Source organism: Salipiger abyssi, from assembly GCF_017311415.1.
Classification (GTDB): domain Bacteria; phylum Pseudomonadota; class Alphaproteobacteria; order Rhodobacterales; family Rhodobacteraceae; genus Salipiger; species Salipiger abyssi_A.
On sequence record NZ_JAEKIS010000006.1, the window covers coordinates 86268 to 105570 of the forward strand.

At 66.4% G+C, this 19303-nt stretch carries 19 protein-coding genes and 1 pseudogene; 9 read left to right on the top strand and 11 right to left on the bottom strand.

The genetic code is table 11. The features are described from left to right. Positions 1 to 107: 107 nt before the first annotated feature. The 6 genes from I6N89_RS10060 to I6N89_RS10085 form a co-directional block, all read right to left on the bottom strand. Positions 108 to 695 carry a YeeE/YedE thiosulfate transporter family protein gene (locus I6N89_RS10060; RefSeq protein ID WP_207018329.1) on the bottom strand — a complete coding sequence of 196 codons (588 nt, stop codon included), beginning with the start codon at positions 693 to 695 and terminating at the stop codon, positions 108 to 110. A 3-nt stretch (positions 696 to 698) separates the two neighbouring features. Next, positions 699 to 1247 carry a YeeE/YedE thiosulfate transporter family protein gene (locus tag I6N89_RS10065; RefSeq protein WP_207018330.1) on the bottom strand — a complete coding sequence of 183 codons (549 nt, stop codon included), beginning with the start codon at positions 1245 to 1247 and terminating at the stop codon, positions 699 to 701. A 605-nt stretch (positions 1248 to 1852) separates the two neighbouring features. After that, positions 1853 to 4027, bottom strand: coding sequence for a catalase/peroxidase HPI (gene katG, locus I6N89_RS10070; protein WP_207018331.1), 2175 nt, complete (start codon positions 4025 to 4027; stop codon positions 1853 to 1855). Positions 4028 to 4264: 237 nt separating this feature from the next. After that, positions 4265 to 5281, bottom strand: a complete 1017-nt coding sequence (locus I6N89_RS10075) for an alpha/beta hydrolase (protein WP_207018332.1) — start codon at positions 5279 to 5281, stop codon at positions 4265 to 4267. Between the two features lie 315 nt (positions 5282 to 5596). After that, a complete protein-coding gene (locus I6N89_RS10080) occupies positions 5597 to 6526 on the bottom strand; it encodes a PHP domain-containing protein (RefSeq protein ID WP_207018333.1) in 930 nt (309 codons plus the stop codon). A gap of 67 nt (positions 6527 to 6593) precedes the next feature. Continuing rightward, entirely contained in the window at positions 6594 to 7193 is a 600-nt protein-coding gene (locus tag I6N89_RS10085) for an inner membrane-spanning protein YciB (protein ID WP_207018334.1), read from the bottom strand. Positions 7194 to 7301: 108 nt separating this feature from the next. Between I6N89_RS10085 and I6N89_RS10090 the strand changes: the two genes are divergently transcribed. Further along, entirely contained in the window at positions 7302 to 7799 is a 498-nt protein-coding gene (locus I6N89_RS10090) for an MgtC/SapB family protein (RefSeq protein WP_207018335.1), read from the top strand. Between the two features lie 62 nt (positions 7800 to 7861). Here the strand turns inward: I6N89_RS10090 and ftsY are convergent, their stop codons facing one another. Next, positions 7862 to 9184: a signal recognition particle-docking protein FtsY gene (gene ftsY / locus I6N89_RS10095; protein WP_207018336.1), complete on the bottom strand. Its 1323-nt coding sequence runs from the start codon at positions 9182 to 9184 to the stop codon at positions 7862 to 7864. A 115-nt stretch (positions 9185 to 9299) separates the two neighbouring features. Between ftsY and I6N89_RS10100 the strand changes: the two genes are divergently transcribed. Then, a complete protein-coding gene (locus tag I6N89_RS10100; protein ID WP_236016539.1) occupies positions 9300 to 10190 on the top strand; it encodes a lytic transglycosylase domain-containing protein in 891 nt (296 codons plus the stop codon). A 9-nt stretch (positions 10191 to 10199) separates the two neighbouring features. Here the strand turns inward: I6N89_RS10100 and I6N89_RS10105 are convergent, their stop codons facing one another. Next, complete coding sequence (locus I6N89_RS10105; RefSeq protein WP_207018338.1) at positions 10200 to 10640, bottom strand: YqaA family protein; 441 nt, start codon at positions 10638 to 10640, stop codon at positions 10200 to 10202. 42 nt (positions 10641 to 10682) lie between these two features. Continuing rightward, on the bottom strand, positions 10683 to 11255 hold the full coding sequence (locus tag I6N89_RS10110; RefSeq protein ID WP_076705342.1) for an NYN domain-containing protein: 573 nt from the start codon (positions 11253 to 11255) through the stop codon (positions 10683 to 10685). Between the two features lie 162 nt (positions 11256 to 11417). Between I6N89_RS10110 and folK the strand changes: the two genes are divergently transcribed. From folK to I6N89_RS10140, 6 genes and pseudogenes are all read left to right on the top strand, one after another. Further along, entirely contained in the window at positions 11418 to 11963 is a 546-nt protein-coding gene (gene folK, locus I6N89_RS10115) for a 2-amino-4-hydroxy-6-hydroxymethyldihydropteridine diphosphokinase (protein WP_236016540.1), read from the top strand. Positions 11964 to 12040: 77 nt separating this feature from the next. Beyond that, positions 12041 to 12394 carry a DNA-directed RNA polymerase subunit omega gene (gene rpoZ / locus I6N89_RS10120; RefSeq protein ID WP_076705347.1) on the top strand — a complete coding sequence of 118 codons (354 nt, stop codon included), beginning with the start codon at positions 12041 to 12043 and terminating at the stop codon, positions 12392 to 12394. Positions 12395 to 12435: 41 nt separating this feature from the next. Next, complete coding sequence (locus I6N89_RS10125; protein WP_207018340.1) at positions 12436 to 14574, top strand: RelA/SpoT family protein; 2139 nt, start codon at positions 12436 to 12438, stop codon at positions 14572 to 14574. Between the two features lie 78 nt (positions 14575 to 14652). Next, positions 14653 to 15306, top strand: coding sequence for a DUF2062 domain-containing protein (locus I6N89_RS10130; RefSeq protein ID WP_207018341.1), 654 nt, complete (start codon positions 14653 to 14655; stop codon positions 15304 to 15306). 100 nt (positions 15307 to 15406) lie between these two features. Further along, positions 15407 to 15703 (top strand): annotated as a pseudogene (locus tag I6N89_RS10135) (EamA family transporter); the annotation flags it as partial. Between the two features lie 68 nt (positions 15704 to 15771). Beyond that, positions 15772 to 16797 carry an alkane 1-monooxygenase gene (locus I6N89_RS10140; RefSeq protein ID WP_207018343.1) on the top strand — a complete coding sequence of 342 codons (1026 nt, stop codon included), beginning with the start codon at positions 15772 to 15774 and terminating at the stop codon, positions 16795 to 16797. Positions 16798 to 16876: 79 nt separating this feature from the next. Here the strand turns inward: I6N89_RS10140 and I6N89_RS10145 are convergent, their stop codons facing one another. Continuing rightward, positions 16877 to 17074: a hypothetical protein gene (locus I6N89_RS10145; protein WP_207018344.1), complete on the bottom strand. Its 198-nt coding sequence runs from the start codon at positions 17072 to 17074 to the stop codon at positions 16877 to 16879. A gap of 244 nt (positions 17075 to 17318) precedes the next feature. Between I6N89_RS10145 and I6N89_RS10150 the strand changes: the two genes are divergently transcribed. Next, positions 17319 to 17714 carry a hypothetical protein gene (locus I6N89_RS10150; RefSeq protein WP_207018345.1) on the top strand — a complete coding sequence of 132 codons (396 nt, stop codon included), beginning with the start codon at positions 17319 to 17321 and terminating at the stop codon, positions 17712 to 17714. 70 nt (positions 17715 to 17784) lie between these two features. On the opposite strand, the gene xseA is transcribed toward I6N89_RS10150, so the two are convergent. Beyond that, the gene (gene xseA / locus I6N89_RS10155; RefSeq protein WP_207018346.1) at positions 17785 to 19260 is read right to left on the bottom strand and encodes an exodeoxyribonuclease VII large subunit; all 1476 of its coding nucleotides are present in this window, start codon (positions 19258 to 19260) and stop codon (positions 17785 to 17787) included. Positions 19261 to 19303 lie beyond the last annotated feature (43 nt).

Genomic DNA, 19303 nt, shown 5'->3' on the forward strand with positions numbered 1-19303 from the left:
GGCCTGTGTCTTCATCTTTCTGAAAAATACTCACATTCCACCCTCTCAAAACAACGCGGCCCCGGAGGTCTGATCCGGGGCCGTCAGATGTGTTAAAGAAACCCGCCCTATTCCGCCGGCACTTCCTGCATGCGCCCGCCCGAGATGTTCTCGGGCAGCACGAAGGCCACCAGCACGAAGACCAGCCCCAGCGCGATGCCCAACACGTCGCCGGAGACGGCGAAGAGACCATCGAACTCCGAGCCCGGCACGCTGCCCAGCGTCACCTTGCCGCCCGCGATGTCGTTGAGCAGGCCGGAGGCTTTCCAGACCGGATAAGTCGCCATATAGGCTGCCGCGCCCAGCAGCCCGCCCGCGATGTAGAAGAGCGCATCCTTGCGCCCCGCCCCCGCGGCGCAAACGCCAGTGCCGGGGCAATAGCCCGAGGCCGCCCAGCCCGCGCCGAGCAGCAGCCCGCCGATGAAGACGCCGATATAGGCCGCTTTCACGTCCATATGCATGACATCGACGAGGCCGAGCATCTGCCCGCCGAACATCAGGATAGAGCCGGTGCCGATGGCCAGAAGGATGGTCTTCATGAGTTGCAGCCGGCGCAGGGTCAGCATGCCGCCGATCACATTGGGATTGGTGGCGCCGACACGGTCGAGCACGAAGCCGAAAGCCGCGCCGATGAGGATGGCGAGAACGATCTGCATGGCTCAGCCCTCCCGATACATGAGCATGGCGGTGGGCACGGCGGTCAGGAAAGCGCCGGCGGCGAAGATATAGCCTGATAGCGAGGTCTGCATCATGCCCGACATCATGTGCCCCGAGGTGCAGCCGCCCGCGAGGCGCGCGCCGTATAGCACAACGAAGCCGCCGAGAAAGGCCACCGCGTAACGTTTCCACGGGGTGTCGCCGTAATTCGCCCGCCAGATCGCAGGCGCACTGCGCTCTTCCTTCGAAATCCCGCCGCGCAGCAGGCTCGACAGGAAGGCGCCGCCGACCATGGCCAGCACGAAGACAAAGCTGTAATTCAGCGGGTTGGCGGCGTTCTTGGCGTATTTTCCGCCGGATTTCGCCATATAGGCGTTGGTAGAGCTATAGCCCTCGTCGGTCTGCGTGATGAAGTCCGGCGCCACAGCATCCGCCAAGATCCCGTCCAGGATCACGAATTGAGTGCTCACCCCGATGGGCTTCACCAGCAGCACCGCGGCGAAGAACACCGCGCCCAGCAGAAACCCGCCCAGTTTCCAGTTCAACGTCATGGATGACCCTCCCGATCCATTGATATTCCCACAACCGAATATCAAACACATTCCAAATAACGAATGACTTGGATCAAGTGGCGCCGACATCGGGCGGGCGAGGTTTCGACAAACTTTCAAAACCTGTGCGGCATCCCAAAACGACGCTGTTGCTCTGCCGGAAAGCAACACGCGAAGTGAGCCGCCCCGAGGGGGGCCATTCCACGACCGGGTTCACTGCCCATGGCGCCGAAAGGGCGCGCCGCAGGAGCACGTCATCGCCTTTCCAACACAGACAAGATGCCGCCCTGAAAGTCTGAAACCCTCACCTATGCCAGCCAGATCCAAAGGGCCTCTCACAAAGCACTGACGACACCAAGGCGGCGGCAACTCGCGCCAGAGATATGCCAACCGTGCCCGGCGCACCATCGGCGCGACCGCCGGACACACGCCTACGGCATAGCGCCGGGCAGGCATCTCGGCGTTTGCTTACAAACGCCGGCTCGTTCCGGCGCTGGGGCGCGGAATTGAACAAAGCGAAACCCGCCCCGCGTCATTCCGGGGCGGGCTCTGAAATCCGCGAGACGGATCGGTCGCACGGCAGGCTCGCCTGCCGCGCATCTACCTCACGCTAGGTCGAACCGGTCGGCGTTCATCACCTTGGTCCAGGCAGCGACGAAATCCTCGACGAATTTCCCGGCATTGTCGTCCTGGGCATAGACCTCGGCATAAGACCGCAGCACAGCGTTCGAGCCGAAGATCAGGTCGAGCCGCGTCGCCGTCCACTTCACTGCGCCGGACTTGCGGTCGCGGATCTCATAGATCCCGTCCGCCGCCGGCACCCATGTATAGGCCATGTCGGTCAGGTTGGTGAAGAAATCCGGGGTCAGCGCGCCCTTGCGGTCGGTGAACACGCCGTGCTCGGTGCCGCCATGGTTGGTGCCCATCGCCCGCATGCCGCCGACCAGAACGGTCATCTCCGGCGCGGTCAGCCCCATGAGCTGGGTGCGGTCGAGCATCAGCTCTTCCGGGCTCACCACGTAATCCTTCTTCAGCCAGTTGCGGTAGCCGTCATGGATCGGCTCCAGCACGTCGAAGGACTCGGCGTCGGTCATCTCGTCGGTGGCATCGCCCCGGCCCGGTGCAAACGGCACCGTCACGTCGAAGCCCGCCGCCTTGGCCGCCTGCTCGACACCGAGATTGCCCGCCAGCACGATCACGTCTGCGACGCTCGCGCCGGTTTCCGCCGCGATCGGCTCCAGCACCGAGAGCACCCGCGCCAGACGCTCGGGCTCGTTGCCCTCCCAGTTTTTCTGCGGGGCGAGACGGATGCGCGCGCCATTGGCGCCGCCGCGCATGTCAGAGCCGCGATAGGTGCGGGCGCTGTCCCAGGCGGTGCTCACCATGTCCGGGACCGAGAGGCCGGCGGCGGCGATCTTGGCCTTCACCGCGTCGACATCGTAGGAGGTCGAGCCCTCGGGAACCGGATCCTGCCAGATCAGGTCTTCCGCCGGCACGTCGGGACCGACATAGCGGACCTTGGGGCCCATGTCGCGGTGGGTCAGCTTGAACCAGGCGCGCGCGAAGGTGTCCTTGAAATACTCGGGATCGGCCATGAATTTCTGGCAGATCTCGTTGTAGATCGGGTCCATCTTCATCGCCATGTCGGCATCGGTCATCATCGGGTTGTGGCGCTTGCTCGGGTCGGAGGCGTCGACCGGCTTATCCTCTTCCTTGATGTCCACCGGCTCCCACTGGTTGGCACCTGCGGGCGATTTCCGCAGCTCCCATTCATGGCCGAAGAGCATGTCGAAGAAGCCCATGTCGAACTTCGTCGGCTCGGTGGTCCAGGCACCTTCGAGGCCCGAGGTCACCGCATTGGCGGCCTTGCCGTGCTGGTTGGGGTTGGCCCAGCCCATGCCCTGCATCTCGGGACCCGCCGCTTCGGGATCGGGGCCGAGCGCCTCGGCATCGCCATTGCCGTGGGTCTTGCCGACGGTGTGGCCACCGGCGGTCAGCGCGGCGGTCTCCTCGTCGTTCATCGCCATCCGGGCAAAGGTCTCGCGCACCTGGGCGGCGGTCTTCAGCGGATCGGGCGTGCCGTTCACCCCCTCGGGGTTCACATAGATCAGGCCCATCTGCACGGCGGCCAGCGGGTTTTCCATGGTCGAGGGATCGTCGACATTGTCGTAGCGCTCGTCCGACGGCGCCAGCCATTCCTTCTCGGCACCCCAGTAGGTGTCTTTCTCGGGATGCCAGATATCCTCGCGGCCGAAGCCGAAGCCGAAGGTCTTCAGCCCCATCGACTCATAGGCCATGTTGCCCGCTAGGATGATCAGGTCGGCCCAGCTTACCGCGTTGCCGTATTTCTTCTTGATCGGCCAAAGCAGACGCCGCGCCTTGTCGAGCGAGACGTTATCGGGCCAGGAGTTCAGCGGCGCGAAACGCTGGTTGCCGGTGCCGCCACCGCCGCGCCCGTCGGCGAGACGATAGGAGCCGGCCGCGTGCCAGGCCATGCGGATCATCAGACCGCCGTAATGGCCCCAGTCCGCCGGCCACCAGTCCTGACTTTCGGTCATCAGCGCCTTGACGTCGGCTTTCAGCGCCTCAACATCGAGCGATTTCAGCGCTTCGCGATAGTCGAAGCTCTTGCCCATCGGGTCGGTCTTGGTGTCGTGCTGATGCAGGATGTCGAGGTTGAGCGCATTGGGCCACCAGTCCATCACCGTGGTGCCGAGCGCGGTCATCCCGCCATGCATCACCGGGCATTTGCCGCCCGTGCTCACATTGTTTCCGTCCATCTTGGTTGTCCTCCGGACTCGCTGCGTTAGCCGTTGCAAGGGAACATGGCCGGCGCCCCCCGTGCCTTGCGGCATCTGGGTCAGGCCCGGATCCTCCTCCCTTCCTGGAATCGTTCTAACACGGGGAAACAATAACGTATAATTTCATTTTCTTACTTATACGATAAGTTTTCCAAATAGAAGTGCGCACAGGGCACCCCCGGCCGGAAACCGGACACGCCCGGCCTGCCGCGGGGCTCAGTTCGCCCCGAGCGACGTGCCCACCTGAACGAGGCCGGTGCCCAGCGAGTCCAGCACATAGCTGCCCGCCACGGTCACTGCCTCGATGGTGCCGCCATCGTTGCGCAACACCTGATACATGCGCGCCAGCCGCAGGAAGCGCGAATGGCGCAGCGGGCTTTCCGGCTCCACTGTCGAGATGTCGATGAGCTGCACCTGCGCCTCGCGGGCGGCGCGCTCGACCACCGGGTTCTCCACATCCACCGCCCCCAGCCGGGGACGTTTGGTCGAAAGCGCCGAGGACAGCGCCAGCGCCCGGTCGTCCTTGGCCACCAGCACGCTGATCGGACGGTCGAGCGGGCCCAGCGATATGAGTTGTTCGCGGAACACCAAAAGGTCGATATCCGGCGCGATGAGCACAACATCGGTGTCGCGCACCTCCTGCCGCTCGCCGCGCAGCGCCATGGTGCGCAGCGCCTCCATCGACAGCCAGCTTCCCATGGAATGCGCCAGCAGCAGCGTCTTGCCGTTCAGCCGCCCGAGATCCGAGAGCAGCGTGGCCAGCGCGTCGCGCGACCAGAGCGCCTCCTGCCGGTCGGCCACATAGTCCAGCGCACCCGCTTTCGAGGGCCAGGAGAACAGCACCGGCGGCGTCTCCACCCCCGCCTCATGGCCGAGCTTGGCGAGCCGCAGCAGCGCCTCGGGAAAGCTGTAGTTGAACCCATGCACAAAGACGAGCGTCTCGGGATTCGGCAGCCGCGCCCTGTCCTGCGCCAACCGCGCCATCAGGCGCGTCCGGTCGAGCCGGCCATGTCCGACGATAAGGTAATCGTGCTCGGGATCGGCCGGGCCGTCGCGCCAGTAGATGCCGCGCTCGCGCGGGTTGGGCGGGATCGAGATGTCGAACCAGCGATAGCTGACGCCGATGGCCGGGGCGCCCGAAAACCCGATGGCCGGCGGCGCCATCGGCGCCCGCGTGGTGACCACGTAAACCCGCACCACCTCTGCCTCGGGCGACGGATCGGCGGGAATCATCGCCTCTGGCCCTGGACGGGGCGCGCAGGCCGCAACGACCAAAAGCAGCGCCATCAGCAAAGGGCGCCACGGTCCGACTCTCCCCGGCATATTCCGGCAGTTTTCCAAGACGCCTCCCGACTCGTATCCGCGCGTCCTGCATAAACTTCGGCGATGACAGCGAAAAGACAACCTTGCGTTTCATTCCGCTTGCCGAATTTGTGATCGGCCAACGCGCCTATGGCGCCGCCCCGTCCACTGGCCGGCTGGACACCACGAATCGCGACCCGCCCGGTCCTCACATCCGTAGGGTGGGCAATCTGCCCACCGCCCGCCCTAATCCGCGCCGCGCCAGACCGGATTCGACCAGGCGCGCTTGCCGGCCCGGTCGATCACCGTCACCCGCAGCCAGGGGCTGTTGCGGAGCCGCTCAAGCGGCAGTTCGGCCTGTGTCATCGACGCGCCGTGCAGCGCCGTCGCCGCCGAACCCCGGCCCTGCACGATCACCGTCGAGACCGCAGAGCATTCCACCTGCACCACATCGGCCTCCAGCGTCATCCCGCGCAGCTCCGGCCCTTGGCTGGAATAGAAATCGCCGCGTTTCAGCGCATCGAGCAGCAGGTCCGGATCGTTGGCCTCGGCCTTCACCATGACCCAGCCGCCGAAATGGTCGGGCTCGGAGAAATGCGCATCATCGGTGGCGATCAGGCTCAGTTGCCGGCCTTCGCTGAGCAGCAGATCGGCGGTCTGCGCGCCGTCCGCCCGGTCGCAGCCAATGGCGCAGCCGTGATTGTAGATCTCTACCGCATGCGCCGCGTCGATACTGCGCGCATCCGCCAGCGTCAGCCCCGACCATTGCGGATGCGCGATCGCCACGAAGGCGCCGGCAGCCCGCGCCCGCGCGGCGATCTCCGGTCCGCTCTCCTGCCCGTCGACCGGGTGAAAGCCGGGCGCATCCGGCGCGTTGAAATCCTCCGGCAGCCCCACCGCGAGGATGTGCCAGAGCTCGCCATTCGCCATGGCGCCGGAATGAAGCTCGGCACCGGGGATCGTGGTGAAGGTGTTGCTGCGGAACGGCGTCGTGTCGGTGATCGGATAGCCATAGGCGCCGATGAAATGATCGGTCAGCGCGATGAAATCGTAGCCCTCCGCGCGGTAGCGGCGGCAGACCTCCTGCGGCGGCAGCACGCCGTCGGAGCGGTCGGAATGGGTGTGCAGATTGCCGCGCCAGAACCGGCCCGGAGCGGTGAATGCCGAAAGCGCCATGGCTGTCTCCTGTCGTCGCCCCGCGATAGCGGCGGGGCGCGACGGTTTCATGACAGCGGGCGCGGCCTCAGTCGGGCTGTTCGAGCCCGTAGCGCTTGAAGAGACCGCTCTGGGTCATGAAGAAGACGAAGATCGCGGCGGTCAGACCAAAGGTCTTGAAATAAACCCAGGTCTCGGTGCTCATGGTGCGCCAGATCGCTTCGTTCAGCACCGCGAGGCCAAAGAACAGCGCGGTGACGCGGCGGGTCAGGATCATCCAGCCCTCGCGCTTGAGCGGCATCAGCCCCTCCATGACGCTGCGCAGATAGCTCTCGCCGCGCAGCAGCCCGATGCCGAGCGCGGAGCCGAAGAGCAGGTAGATCAGCGTCGGCTTCATCTTGAAGAAGCGCTCGTCGTTGAGCCAGACCGAAAGCCCGCCGAACACAACGATCAGCACGGCGGTGACGATCTGCATCGGGCTGAGATGGCCGGTGAGCTTCCACAGTGCCGCAGTGCAGGCGAGTATCAGCGGAATGAACCCGGCGGTGACCAGGATAAAACTCTGATACTCGGTGCCCGCGATGGTAAAGACGCGGTCCTTGAGAAGCAGATAGGCGGCGAAGAACACCAGGATCGGGCCGATCTCCAGCGCCGATTTCAGGAAGGGGTTGATCTGTTTCGCGGCCATGCGCCTCTCCGATTGCCTGCGGCAGAGATAGACGCTGCGGCGGCGCATCTCAATGGGAACTCCGGGCGGGTGTGGTAGGTTCTTGTCACATCCCCGTTGCGAGGTGACATGATCGAGACCGTCCTTTCCGAATTCGACCAGAGTTTTGCCGCCGTGCCCGCCCCAGTTGCCCTGTTGCGGCTCGTCGCCGCGATGGGGCTGGCCGGGCTGATCGGCGCCGAGCGCGAATGGCGCCGCCAGCCGGCGGGGCTGCGCACGCATATCCTGGTCTCGGTGGCCGCCTGTCTCTTTGTGATCCTCGGGCGCGAGCTGGCGGCCCTGGATTTCGGCGGCAGCGGCGAGCAGCGCAACGACCCGCTGCGGATGATCGAGGCGGTGACCGCCGGCGTGGCCTTTCTGGCCGCCGGGATCATCTTCAAATCCGGCGGCGAGGTGAAGAACATCACCACCGGCGCCTCGCTCTGGCTGGCGGGGGCCATCGGGCTCGGCTGCGGGGCGGGGCAAATGCCGCTCGCCGCCATGGCCACAGCCATCGTGCTGGTGGTGCTGGTTTTGCTGCGCGCGCTGGAGATGCGGGTCTGGCCCCGGGACAAGCATCACGACTAGGCGTGACCGCAAATTCCTTCAAAGGAATTTGCAACTCTTTTCGAAAAGAGTTGCCGCCCGGCTCAGCCGCGGTCGAGACCGGTGAGGGCGGCGGCAAACTCCTCGGGATCGAAGGGCGCCAAATCGTCGATCTGCTCGCCCACCCCGATGGCATGGATCGGCAGGCCGAAGCGGTCGGCCAGCGCCACCAGCACACCGCCCTTGGCGGTGCCGTCGAGCTTGGTCATCACCAGCCCCGAGACATCCGCCACCTGACGGAAGATATCCACCTGATTGAGCGCGTTCTGCCCGGTGGTCGCATCCAGCACCAGCAGCGTGTTATGCGGCGCATCCGGGTCTTTCTTGCGGATGACGCGGACGATCTTGGCCAGCTCCTCCATCAGATCCTGCCGGTTCTGCAAACGCCCGGCGGTGTCGATCATCAGCAGATCGGCACCCTCGGCCTGCGCCTTGGTCATCGCGTCGAAGGCAAGGCTCGCCGGGTCCGAGCCCTCGGGCGCGGTCAGCACCGGCACGCCGGCGCGTTCTCCCCAGACCTGAAGCTGTTCGACGGCGGCGGCGCGGAACGTGTCGCCGGCGGCGATCACCACGGATTTGCCGGCGGCGCGGAACTGGCTCGCCAGCTTGCCGATGGTGGTGGTCTTGCCGGAGCCGTTGACACCCACGACCAGCACCACCTGCGGTTTCTTCGGATAGAGCGGCAGCGGGCGGGCGACGGGCTCCATGATGCGGGCGACCTCGCCGGCCAGAAGCTGCTTGATCTCCTCGGTGGAGACGCGCTTGCCATAGCGCCCCTCGGCGATATTGGAACTCACCCGCAGTGCGGTGTCGACGCCCATGTCGGAGGCGATGAGCAGCTCCTCCAGGCTTTCCAGCATCTCGTCGTCGAGCGCGCGGCGCAGCACCGGGGCGTCCGGCGTCTCTCGACCGAGCAGACGGCCCAGCAGGCCGGGTTTGCGGCTCTCGGTGGGGGGGCCGGTCGGTGTCTCCGGCGGCGGCGCGATCGGGCTGGGATCGAGCGGCGCGGGCATTTCCTCGGGCAAGGGCGGCGCGATCTCCGGCGCGGGCTCGGGGATCGGATCGGCGGGCGGCACCACATCCGGGCCGGGCCCGGGCGCGGGCTCCGTGCCGGGCAGGTCCGGCGCCGGATCCTGCGCGGGGGGCACCTCCTCGGGCGCCCCCGGGGGCACCTCTTCGGGGCGGCCCGGAACCTCTTCCGGCGCAGGCGGCGTCTCGACCGGCGGCGGCGGCACGTCGTCGGGGCGTTCGGGTGTCGGATCGGGCGCGTCTTCGCTGCCGCCCTCCTGCACGATGGCGTCGAGGCCTTCCTCGAGTTTCGAGGAGGATTTGAACAGCTTGCTCTTGAGCTTGCCGAAGAATGACATGGACCGGACCCTTCACCTGCCGTGCTACCCACCTAATACGCCGCCGCCCCGGTGAAAAGTGTGAGTTGACCTCCGCGCGCCGCCGGGGCCAAGTGATCGCATGTGGCGGGTGGCAATGCTTTTCGGGTTTCTGATACTGGCGGCGCCGCTGCGGGCCGGCGCGCTGCCGCCGCTTTCCGAGCCCGGCACGCTCTGTTCGCGCGGCGCGTTCGGCCCGGTATTGTGCATCCGCCCCAGCCAGACGGTATTCGACACCTGCCAGGCCATCGAGCGCTTTGCCCTGCGCCACGGGGTCGATCCGGGGTTCTTCGCCCGGCTGCTCTGGCAGGAAAGCCGCTTTGATCCGAACGCGCGCAGCCATGCCAACGCCCAGGGCATCGCGCAGTTCATCCCCTCCACCGCCGCGCTGCGCGGGCTGACCGATGCCTATAACCCCGCCGAGGCGATGGAGTATTCCGCCGAATATCTCGGCGAGCTGCGGCGGCGCTACGGCAATCACGGGCTGGCGGCGGTGGCCTATAACGGCGGCGAGCGGCGCGCCGATGCGCTGGTCGCAAGCGGCGCGTCGCTGCCGCGCGAGACGGTGAACTACGTGCGCATCATCACCGGGCTGCCCGCCGAGACCTGGGCCGAAGCGCCGCCCGAGACGCATGATTTCAGCCTCCAGCCCGGCAAGCCCTTTGCCCCGTCCTGCCATGCGCTCGCCCGCGACCGGCGCCTGACCGCCTATCCCGCGCCTGTGCCCGATCTGAAGCGCTGGGGCGTGCAGCTCGCCTTCGGCACCACCAAGGCGCGCGCGCTGGAGCAGTACCGCGCCCGCACAAGGCGCTGCGCCGCGCTGGTCGCGGGCGAGGAGCCGGATCTGGTCTGGCAGAAGAGCCGCGCGAGCCCGAAGGGCGGCTACTGGATGGCGCGGATCGGACGCGACGACCGCGATACCGCCTGGCGGTATTGTACGAAGCTCAAAGCGCAGGGCTGCGTCTGCGCGGTTTATGGCAATCGCTGAGCGCCGAGGTCAGCCCATGGCCGCGGCGGTGGCCCAGGCCAGCACCAGATAGCGCCCCGTCTTGGCCGCGCTCACCAGCACCAGAAACACCAGCCAGTGGGTGCGCATGATCCCCGCGACCACGGTAAAGGCATCGCCCAGCGGCGCCCAGCTCAGCAGCAGCGTCCAGACGCCCCAGCGGGCGTAGAAACGCTGCGCCCTGTCGAGCTGCGCCTCGCTGGCCGGAAACCAGCGACGGTGACGGAAATGCTCGACCCAGAGACCCAGCAGGTAATTGACGACGGCGCCGAGAATATTGCCGATGCTTGCCACCAGCACGATCGCCGGCAGCGGCGCCGCCTGCCCCAGCTGCATCCCGACGAAAACCACCTCGGACTGGAACGGCAGGATCGTGGCAGCCCCGAAGGCCGCAAGAAAGAGGCCGCCTAGCGCGGCGGCCTCAGATACCATGTGCGGGGGCCCTCATCCCCATGACGCCCCCACCCGATACTCTCAATGGCCGCTGGCGACCTCGAAATTACGCTCTGCCTGTTGCTCGCGCGGCGGACGGCCGATGACTTCGCGCAGCTCGTCGAGCTCGATGAAGTTGTCGGCCTGGCGGCGCAGCTCGTCGGCGATCATCGGCGGCTGGCTGCGGATGGTCGAGACCACCGAAACCCGCACGCCCTGGCGCTGAAGGCTCTCCACCAGCGGGCGGAAATCGCCGTCACCGGAGAACAGCACGATGTGATCGACGCGCGGGGCCAGCTCCATGGCATCGACCGTGAGTTCGATGTCCATATTGCCCTTCACCTTACGGCGGCCCTGGCTATCGGTATATTCCTTGGCGGGCTTCGTCACCATCGTGAAACCGTTGTAATGAAGCCAGTCCACCAGCGGGCGGATCGGCGAATACTCGTCATTTTCCAGCAGAGCGGTATAGTAAAATGCGCGCACCATCTTACCACGGCGCACGAATTCCTGGCGCAGCAGCTTATAGTCGATGTCGAACCCGAGCGCCTTGGCGGCAGCGTACAGATTCGACCCGTCTATGAACAGCGCCAGCCGTTCGTCCTTGTAAAACATAAAATGTCCTTTCAGCAATTGGACGCGCCCGTGTGTCCGTGAGTGTGTAATATTAAAATTGTAGCGCGTCCGATCTGCGGAGATTAAGACTTTTGCGCGGCGTTTCAAGCCGGCATACATAAGAAGAAGGATATCCGAAACTTGCCTTTCGGACAAGAAATCTTGATCGCGCTCGGAGCGAACCTGCCGTCGCCGGCGGGCGGCCCGGCCGACACGCTGCGCGCCGCGCTGGCCAGCCTGCCCGAACACGGGCTGCGCCTGACCCGGCAGAGCCGGTTCTACGCAACCCCTTGCTTTCCCGAGGGCGCCGGCCCCGACTACGTCAATGCCTGCGCCGTTCTCGACGGGCCGGACGACCCCGCACAGGTGCTCGCGGCGCTGCATGCGATCGAGGCGGAACACGGGCGCGCGCGGCTTCAGCGCTGGGGCAGTCGCAGTCTCGATCTCGACTTTCTGGCGATGGGCGACAGGGTTTTGCCGGACGCGACGTCACAAGCGGCGTGGCGTGCGCTGACGCCAGGGGAACAGCGCACGCGCACCCCTGACAGGCTGATTCTCCCGCATCCACGCCTTCAGGACCGCGCCTTCGTGCTGGTGCCGCTCTGCGATGTCGCGCCCGACTGGCGCCACCCTCTGCTCGGCCAGAGCGTGCGCGCGCTCTGCGGGGCCCTGCCCGAGACCGACCGCGCTGCCGTCCGGCCGCTCTAGGCGAATCGCGCTTGTATTCCGTGCTTGTGCACGTTAGGAATTCACTTTCTGACGGCTAACCCGATAGGTGATCGCATATGGCCCGCGTGACGGTAGAAGATTGCGTCGACAAGGTTCCCAACCGCTTCGAGCTGGTGATGCTCGCAGCGCATCGCGCCCGCGAGATCTCGTCCGGCGCCGGGATCACGGTCGAACGCGACAACGACAAGAACCCGGTTGTTGCTCTGCGTGAAATCGCCGAGGAGACCCAGTCCGCCGACGAGCTCAGAGAGCGTCTGATCGAATCCAACCAGACCCAGATCGAGGTGGACGAGCCCGAAGAGGACAGCATGGCGCTGCTCATGGGTGCCGAGCAGGACAAGCCGGCCGATGACGACATGTCGGAAGAAAAGCTCCTGCGCGCGCTGATGGAGGCTCAGGGAGAGAGCTGAGGCCCGCGCCTTATTTTCGGGCCGGGTAAGGATAGGCGCCCATGATCGCGGCGGAAGACCTGGTTGCGCTGGTCCGCAACTACAACCCCAAGACCAACGAAGAACTCATCCGTGCGGCCTATGATTTCGGCCGCGCGATGCATGAGGGGCAGTTCCGCCATTCCGGCGAGCCTTACTTTACCCATCCCGTCGCCGTTGCCGCCATCCTGACCGAGCAGCAGCTCGACGATGCCACGATCATCACCGCGCTACTGCACGACACGATCGAGGACACCCGCGCCTCCTACAGCGACATCGCCGAGCGTTTCGGCGAGGATGTTGCCGGGCTGGTCGACGGGGTGACCAAGCTCACCAACCTTCAGCTCTCCAGTTCCGAGACCAAGCAGGCGGAGAATTTCCGCAAGCTTTTCATAGCGATGTCCAAGGATCTTCGCGTGATTCTGGTGAAGCTCGCCGACCGTCTGCACAATATGCGGACGATCAAGGCGATGCGCCCGGAAAAGCAGGTGCAGAAGGCGCGCGAGACCATGGACATCTATGCGCCGCTCGCCGGCCGCATGGGCATGCAGTGGATGCGCGAAGAGCTCGAAGACCTCGCCTTCCGGGTGCTGAACCCCGAGGGTCGCGCCTCAATCATCCGCCGCTTCATCACGCTTCAGAAAGAGGCCGGCGACGTGATCCACCGGATCACCGGCGACATGCGCCACGAGCTGGAAGAGGCCGGCATCGACGCCGAGGTGTTCGGGCGGGCCAAGAAGCCCTATTCGATCTGGCGCAAGATGCAGGAAAAGGGCATGGGATTTTCCCGCCTCTCCGACATCTACGGCTTTCGCGTCATCACCCGCAACGAGATGGACTGCTACCGCGCGCTGGGGGTGATCCACCAGCGCTGGCGCTCGGTTCCGGGGCGGTTCAAGGACTATATCAGCCAGCCGAAATCCAACGGCTACCGCTCGATCCACACCACCGTGTCGGGCCGCGACGGCAAGCGCGTGGAGGTGCAGATCCGCACCCGCCAGATGCATGAGGTCGCCGAGACCGGGGTGGCGGCGCACTGGTCCTATCGCGACGGCGAGCGCGCCGAGAACCCCTTTGCCGTCGACCCCGCCAAATGGATCGCCTCGCTGACCGAGCAGTTCGACGCCGAGCAGGATCATGACGAGTTCCTCGAAGCGGTGAAGCTCGAGATGTATTCGGACAAGGTGTTCTGCTTCACCCCCAAAGGCGATGTGGTCAAGCTGCCGCGCGGTGCGACGCCGCTGGATTATGCCTATGCGATCCACACCCGCATCGGCTCGGCCTGCGTCGGCGCCAAGGTCGACGGTATCCGTGTGCCGCTCTGGACCCGGCTGAAGAACGGCCAGTCGGTCGAGATCATCACCGCCGAGGGCCAGACCCCGCAGGCCACCTGGCTCGACATCGCCACCACCGGCAAGGCCCGCACCGCGATCCGCCGGGCGCTGCGCGAGGCCGGGCGCGAACGTTTCATCAAGCTCGGCAACGAGCTGGCGCGCTCTGCCTTCGAGCATGTGGGCAAGAAGGCCACCGACAAGGTGCTTGAGAAAGCCGCCCAAACCCTGCGGCTCGACGACAAGGACGAGCTGCTGGCACGGCTCGGCAGCGCCGAGCTTACCTCGCGCGAGGTGGTGCACGCGGTCTATCCCGATCTCGGCCCCGGCGACGAGGCAGAGGTCGAGGCGCATCGCGCGGTGATCGGGCTCGAGGCCGGCACCGGCTTTACCCGCGCGCGCTGCTGCCAGCCCCTGCCCGGCGAGCGTATCATCGGGATCACCCATCGCGGCAAGGGCGTGACCGTGCACACGATCGACTGCGAGTCGCTGGCCGCCTACGAGGATCAGCCCGACCGCTGGCTCGACCTGCGTTGGGCCGAGGGCACGCATCCGGCTGCCTATGATGTAACCCTGGAACTAACCATAGGGAACGATACCGGGGTTCTGGGCCGCGTTTGCACCTTGATCGGCGAACGCTTGGCCAATATCTCGGACATGACCTTCGTCGACCGGAAGCCCGACTTTTTCCGGATCCGGATGGATGTCGAGTTTCGCGATGCCGAGCATTTGCACTCGGTGATCTCGGCGCTCGAGGCCGAAAGCGACGTCGCCTCGGTGCACCGGCGCCGGGATGCCTCGCTGGCGGCGATTCCGGCGGCGGCCGAATAGGATACGCGGCTGCGCGCGGTCGCGACATATGGAACGCGCGGCCCGTCGCGGTCGCGGCAGAACGGACGGAACTGACCTTTGGTCTTCAAACGCCGCGACAGACGACCTTTCTGGAGGATCGTACTGGAGTTGTTCTGGCCGCGCGGCGGCTGGGGCCGTGCAGCGCGCTATGTTCAGCACCGGCTGCACCGCCTGCCCGATCCGCCCGAAAGGATCGCCCGCGGGATCTTTGCCGGGGTCTTCACCACCTTCACCCCGTTCTACGGGCTGCATTTCGTCATCGCCGGCACGCTCGCCTGGATCCTGCGCGGTAATATCGTCGCGGCGCTGCTCGGCACCTTCTTCGGCAACCCGCTGACCTATGTGCCCATCGCCATCGCCTCGCTACGCACCGGCTACTGGCTGCTGGGAATCGACCGCCACGAGCCGCATCACAAGACCCTGCTTCAGAACTTCTCGGATGCGGGCAGCGATCTGTGGAACAACCTCGTCGCGCTGGTCACCGGCAATCCGACCGACTGGACGGAGCTGATGGTGTTCTACGACAAGGTCTTTTATCCCTACATGATCGGCGGCATCCTGCCCGGTATCATCACCGCGCTGGTGGCCTATTACCTGAGCGTGCCGGTCATCCGCGCTTATCAGAACCGCCGCCGCGGGGTGCTCAAGGCCAAGCTGGCGGCGCTGAAGAAAAAGAAGAAACAGGCCGAGAACGGCGCGCCGCCGGAGTGAGGGCGCGCGCCGCAACCGCAGCGGGAGGGGAGGCCCGAAGCCCATGCGCCTGGTATTGCTCGTCGCCCTGACCATGACGGCCTTTGCCGCCAATTCGCTGCTGAACCGCGCGGCGCTGGCCTCGGGCGGCATCGACGCGGTGAGCTTTGGCACGCTGCGGCTGCTCTCGGGCGCGGTCACCTCGGGGCTGGGCTATGCGCTCTGGTACGCGCTGCTACCGCGCATCCCGGGCTCGGTCGCGGCGGTGGCGCAGCTCACGGTGCCGGTGATCGCCATGGCCGGCGGCATGGTGTTTCTCGGCGAGGCGCTCACCGCGCGCTTTTCCCTCGCGGCGCTGCTGGTGCTGGGCGGTGTGGCGGTGTCGGTGATCCCCTGGCCACCACGCCGGGCGGCCTGAACCGCGCCGCATGGTGCCCTGCCCCGCTCGCGTGCTAGAACGCTCCGAAAGCCAGGGAGACGGCAGGCATGGCGCGGTTCGTGATCGCAACGCTGGGAATGGTGGGCGCGCTGGGTCTGGCGCTCTGGCTCGGCGGGCTCTGGACGCTGCTCGCCCTGCTCTACATCACCGTCTTTACCTTTTTCCTCGACCGCATCGCGGCACTGGCCGCCCCCGACCGGCCCGACAGCGAGTTTCCGGCGGGAGACGGGCTCGCCGCGCTGCTCGGGCTGGTGCATTTCCCGCTGCTCTATGCCGGGGTCTGGGCGGTGGCCGGCGCCGGCGGGCAAAGCGCGGCGGAACGGGTCGCGCTGTTCTTTGCCCTGGCGCTGTTCTTTGGGCAGGTGAGCAATTCCAACGCGCATGAGCTCATTCATCGCGGCAGCCGGCGGTTGCACCGGCTGGGTGTCGCGGTCTATTGCTCACTGCTTTTCGGACATCACGTCTCGGCGCATCTGCGGGTGCATCACATCCACGCCGCCACGCCTCAGGATCCCAACTCGGCGCCGCTGGGGCAGAGCTACTACGCCTTTGCCCCGTGCGCATGGATCGGCAGTTTCCGCGCCGGGCTGCGCGCCGAGACCGCGCGGCGCGCCCGCACCGGCAAGGCACGCGGCTGGCATCCCTACCTCACCTACGGCGCCGGCGCGGCGCTGTCGCTAGCGCTCGCCACGACGGTCGCGGGCTGGGCCGGGCTGCTGGCGCTGCTGGGGCTGGCGGCCTATGCGCAGGCGCAACTGCTGCTTTCGGATTACGTGCAGCATTACGGGCTGCGCCGACGCGCGCGAGACGCCGGGCGCTACGAGCCGGTGGGGCCGCAGCATAGCTGGAACGCGCCGCACGGGTTTTCCTCGGCGCTGATGCTGAACGCGCCGCGCCATTCCGACCATCACGCGCATCCGGCGCGCCCCTATCCGGGGCTGGAGCTCGACCGGGCAGAGATGCCGATCCTGCCGCAATCGCTGCCGGTCATGGCGGTGCTGGCATTGCTGCCGCCGGTATGGCGCCGACTGATGGACCGCCGGGCGCAACGCTGGCAGGCGGAGACGCTCTAAGGCGCCGGAAACGGAAAAGCAGCCCCGAGGGGCTGCTTTTGTGGGGATACATTGACACTCGTTAAACGCTTCGTGCGCTTTACTCCGCCGCGAAGGCGGTGGCGAACTTGCCGCACCAGTCGCTGGCCTGAACCACCGGCCAGAGGCCACGGCGGTCGGGCGCTGTCTGGCTCACCGGCGGGTTGGCACGGCAGAGCCCGGCATCGTCGAGCTGATGGGTGTTGTTGGCGATGTGATCTTCGTAGAACGCGCAGGTCTTGCAGTTGGCATGGGCCATCTCATGCACTCCTTCCATTCTGGATGAGGAATGACGGCTTGCTGGCGTACGTGCCTGGCGAAGTGCTGGGTGCGTGTGCTTGCTGGCGTCGAAAATGGGTATACGCCCGAGTCGCACGCATGTCAAATAATGATTTAAAATCAAATAGTTGAGTAAAATTCTCACCCTTAAATACCTGACTCTTCCGCTCACGATCCGCCCGCGCCCCCTTCCCTCTTGCCGCGCGCTCTGGCAGGGTCGGCGCATGCGTATCGTCTGTCTTTGCCTGCTGCTGATTGCTCCGCTGCCACTGGCCGCGGCCCAGCCCATGTCGGCGGCGGAGTTCGAGCGCTACGTCACAGGCAAGACGCTCTATTTCGGCCTCGGCGGCACCGATTACGGGGTCGAGGAATACCTGCCCGGGCGCGAGGTGCGCTGGTCCTTTCTCGACGGCAGATGCAAGGACGGGTTCTGGTACGAGGAGGCGGGGATGATCTGCTTCGTCTATGACGACCAGCCGGCACCGCAATGCTGGAGCTTTTTCCGCGAGGGCAACGGGCTGCGCGCGGTGTTCGAGAACGACCCGGCGAACACGGTGCTCTACGAGGCGCGGCAGGATGACGAGCCGATGATGTGCCTGGGGCCCGAGGTCGGGGTCTGAGGGCGGCGTTTGCCGTCGCGCGGAGCGCGCGACGTTTATTGAGTATTTTCAGAAAGATGAAAGGGGCCGGTCAGAACAGGCTGCCCTGCTCCGGCTTTTCTTTCGCCTTGCGCTTCGGACGCGGCGCGGCGCCGCCCAAAGCCAGGCGACCGTCGGCAAATTCGATCTCGAGCCCGGCGGCGTCCTGCGCCTCTGCCTTGCGGGTCAGGATATGGCCTTCGCCGCTGCGCACCACCGCATAGCCGCGCGCCAGGGTGCCCTTGTAGCTCAGCGTCTCCAGCAGCCGCGACAGCCCGTCGAGCCGCTGGCGCGGGCTGTCGATGCGGCGCAGGCCGGCCTCGCCGAGCCGGCCGGAAAGCGCGTCGAGCCGGTCGTGGCCCAGGGCGATCTCGCGGGTGATCGGGCGCAGCGACAGACGGTCGGTGCGGCGGCCCAGCGATTCGCGGCCATGGGCGATGACGCGGGTGAGCAGTGAGGGCCGCAGGGCGCCGGCGACATCGGAAAGCGCCACCCGGCGCTGTTCGGTGCCACGGATGAGGCCGCGCGGCAGCCGGTCGGCCATGAGATCGAGGCGCTGGCGCGGCGTGTCGAGCAGGGTCTCGGCGCGCGGCAGGGCGCGGGAGAGATCGCGCAGCCGCTGGCCGCGCAGCTCGATGCGCTGGCCCATGGCGCGGGTCATGCGGCTGCCCGCCTCGCCGGTCCAGGAAAGCAGTTCCATGCGCACCGGCACGGCAATCTCGGCAGCGGCGGTGGGGGTCGGCGCGCGGCGGTCGGAGACATAGTCGATCAGCGTCGTGTCGGTCTCGTGCCCCACCGCCGAGATCAGCGGAATCTCCGAGGCGGCGGCGGCGCGGGCGACGATCTCCTCGTTGAAGCCCCAGAGATCCTCCACAGAGCCGCCGCCGCGCGCGACGATCAGCAGATCGGGGCGCGGCAGGGCGCCGCCGGGACTGAGCGCGTTGAATCCTGCGATGGCACGGGCGACCTCGGGGGCGCAACTCTTGCCCTGCACCGCCACCGGCCAGATCAGCACCTTGCGGGGAAAGCGCTCGCGCAGCCGGTGCAGGATATCGCGGATCACCGCGCCCGAGGGCGAGGTCACCACGCCAATGATCTCGGGCAGATAGGGCAGCGGGCGCTTGCGCTCGGGGGCAAAGAGCCCCTCGGCCTGGAGCTGGGCCTTGCGTTTCTCCAGCATCGCCATCAGCGCGCCTAGTCCGGCCGGGCGGATATCCTCGATGACGATCTGGTATTTCGACTGGCCCGGGAAGGTGGTGAGGCGGCCCGTGGCGATGACCTCCATGCCCTCCTCGGGCTGGGTCTCGAATCGCGCCGCGACGCCTTTCCACACGACGCCGGAGATCACCGAGCGGTCGTCCTTGAGATCGAGATAGATATGGCCCGAGCGCGGTCGCGACACGCGCCCGACCTCGCCGCGCACCCGGACGAATCCGAACTCGCCCTCGATCACGCGCTTCACCGCCCCGGAGAGCTCGGAGACCGAGAATTCCGGCGTGTTGCCGCTGTCGTCGTCGAGAAGATCCATGCCGCTGCGCCTCGCCTGTGGTTCGGGCGATGGTAACCGGCGC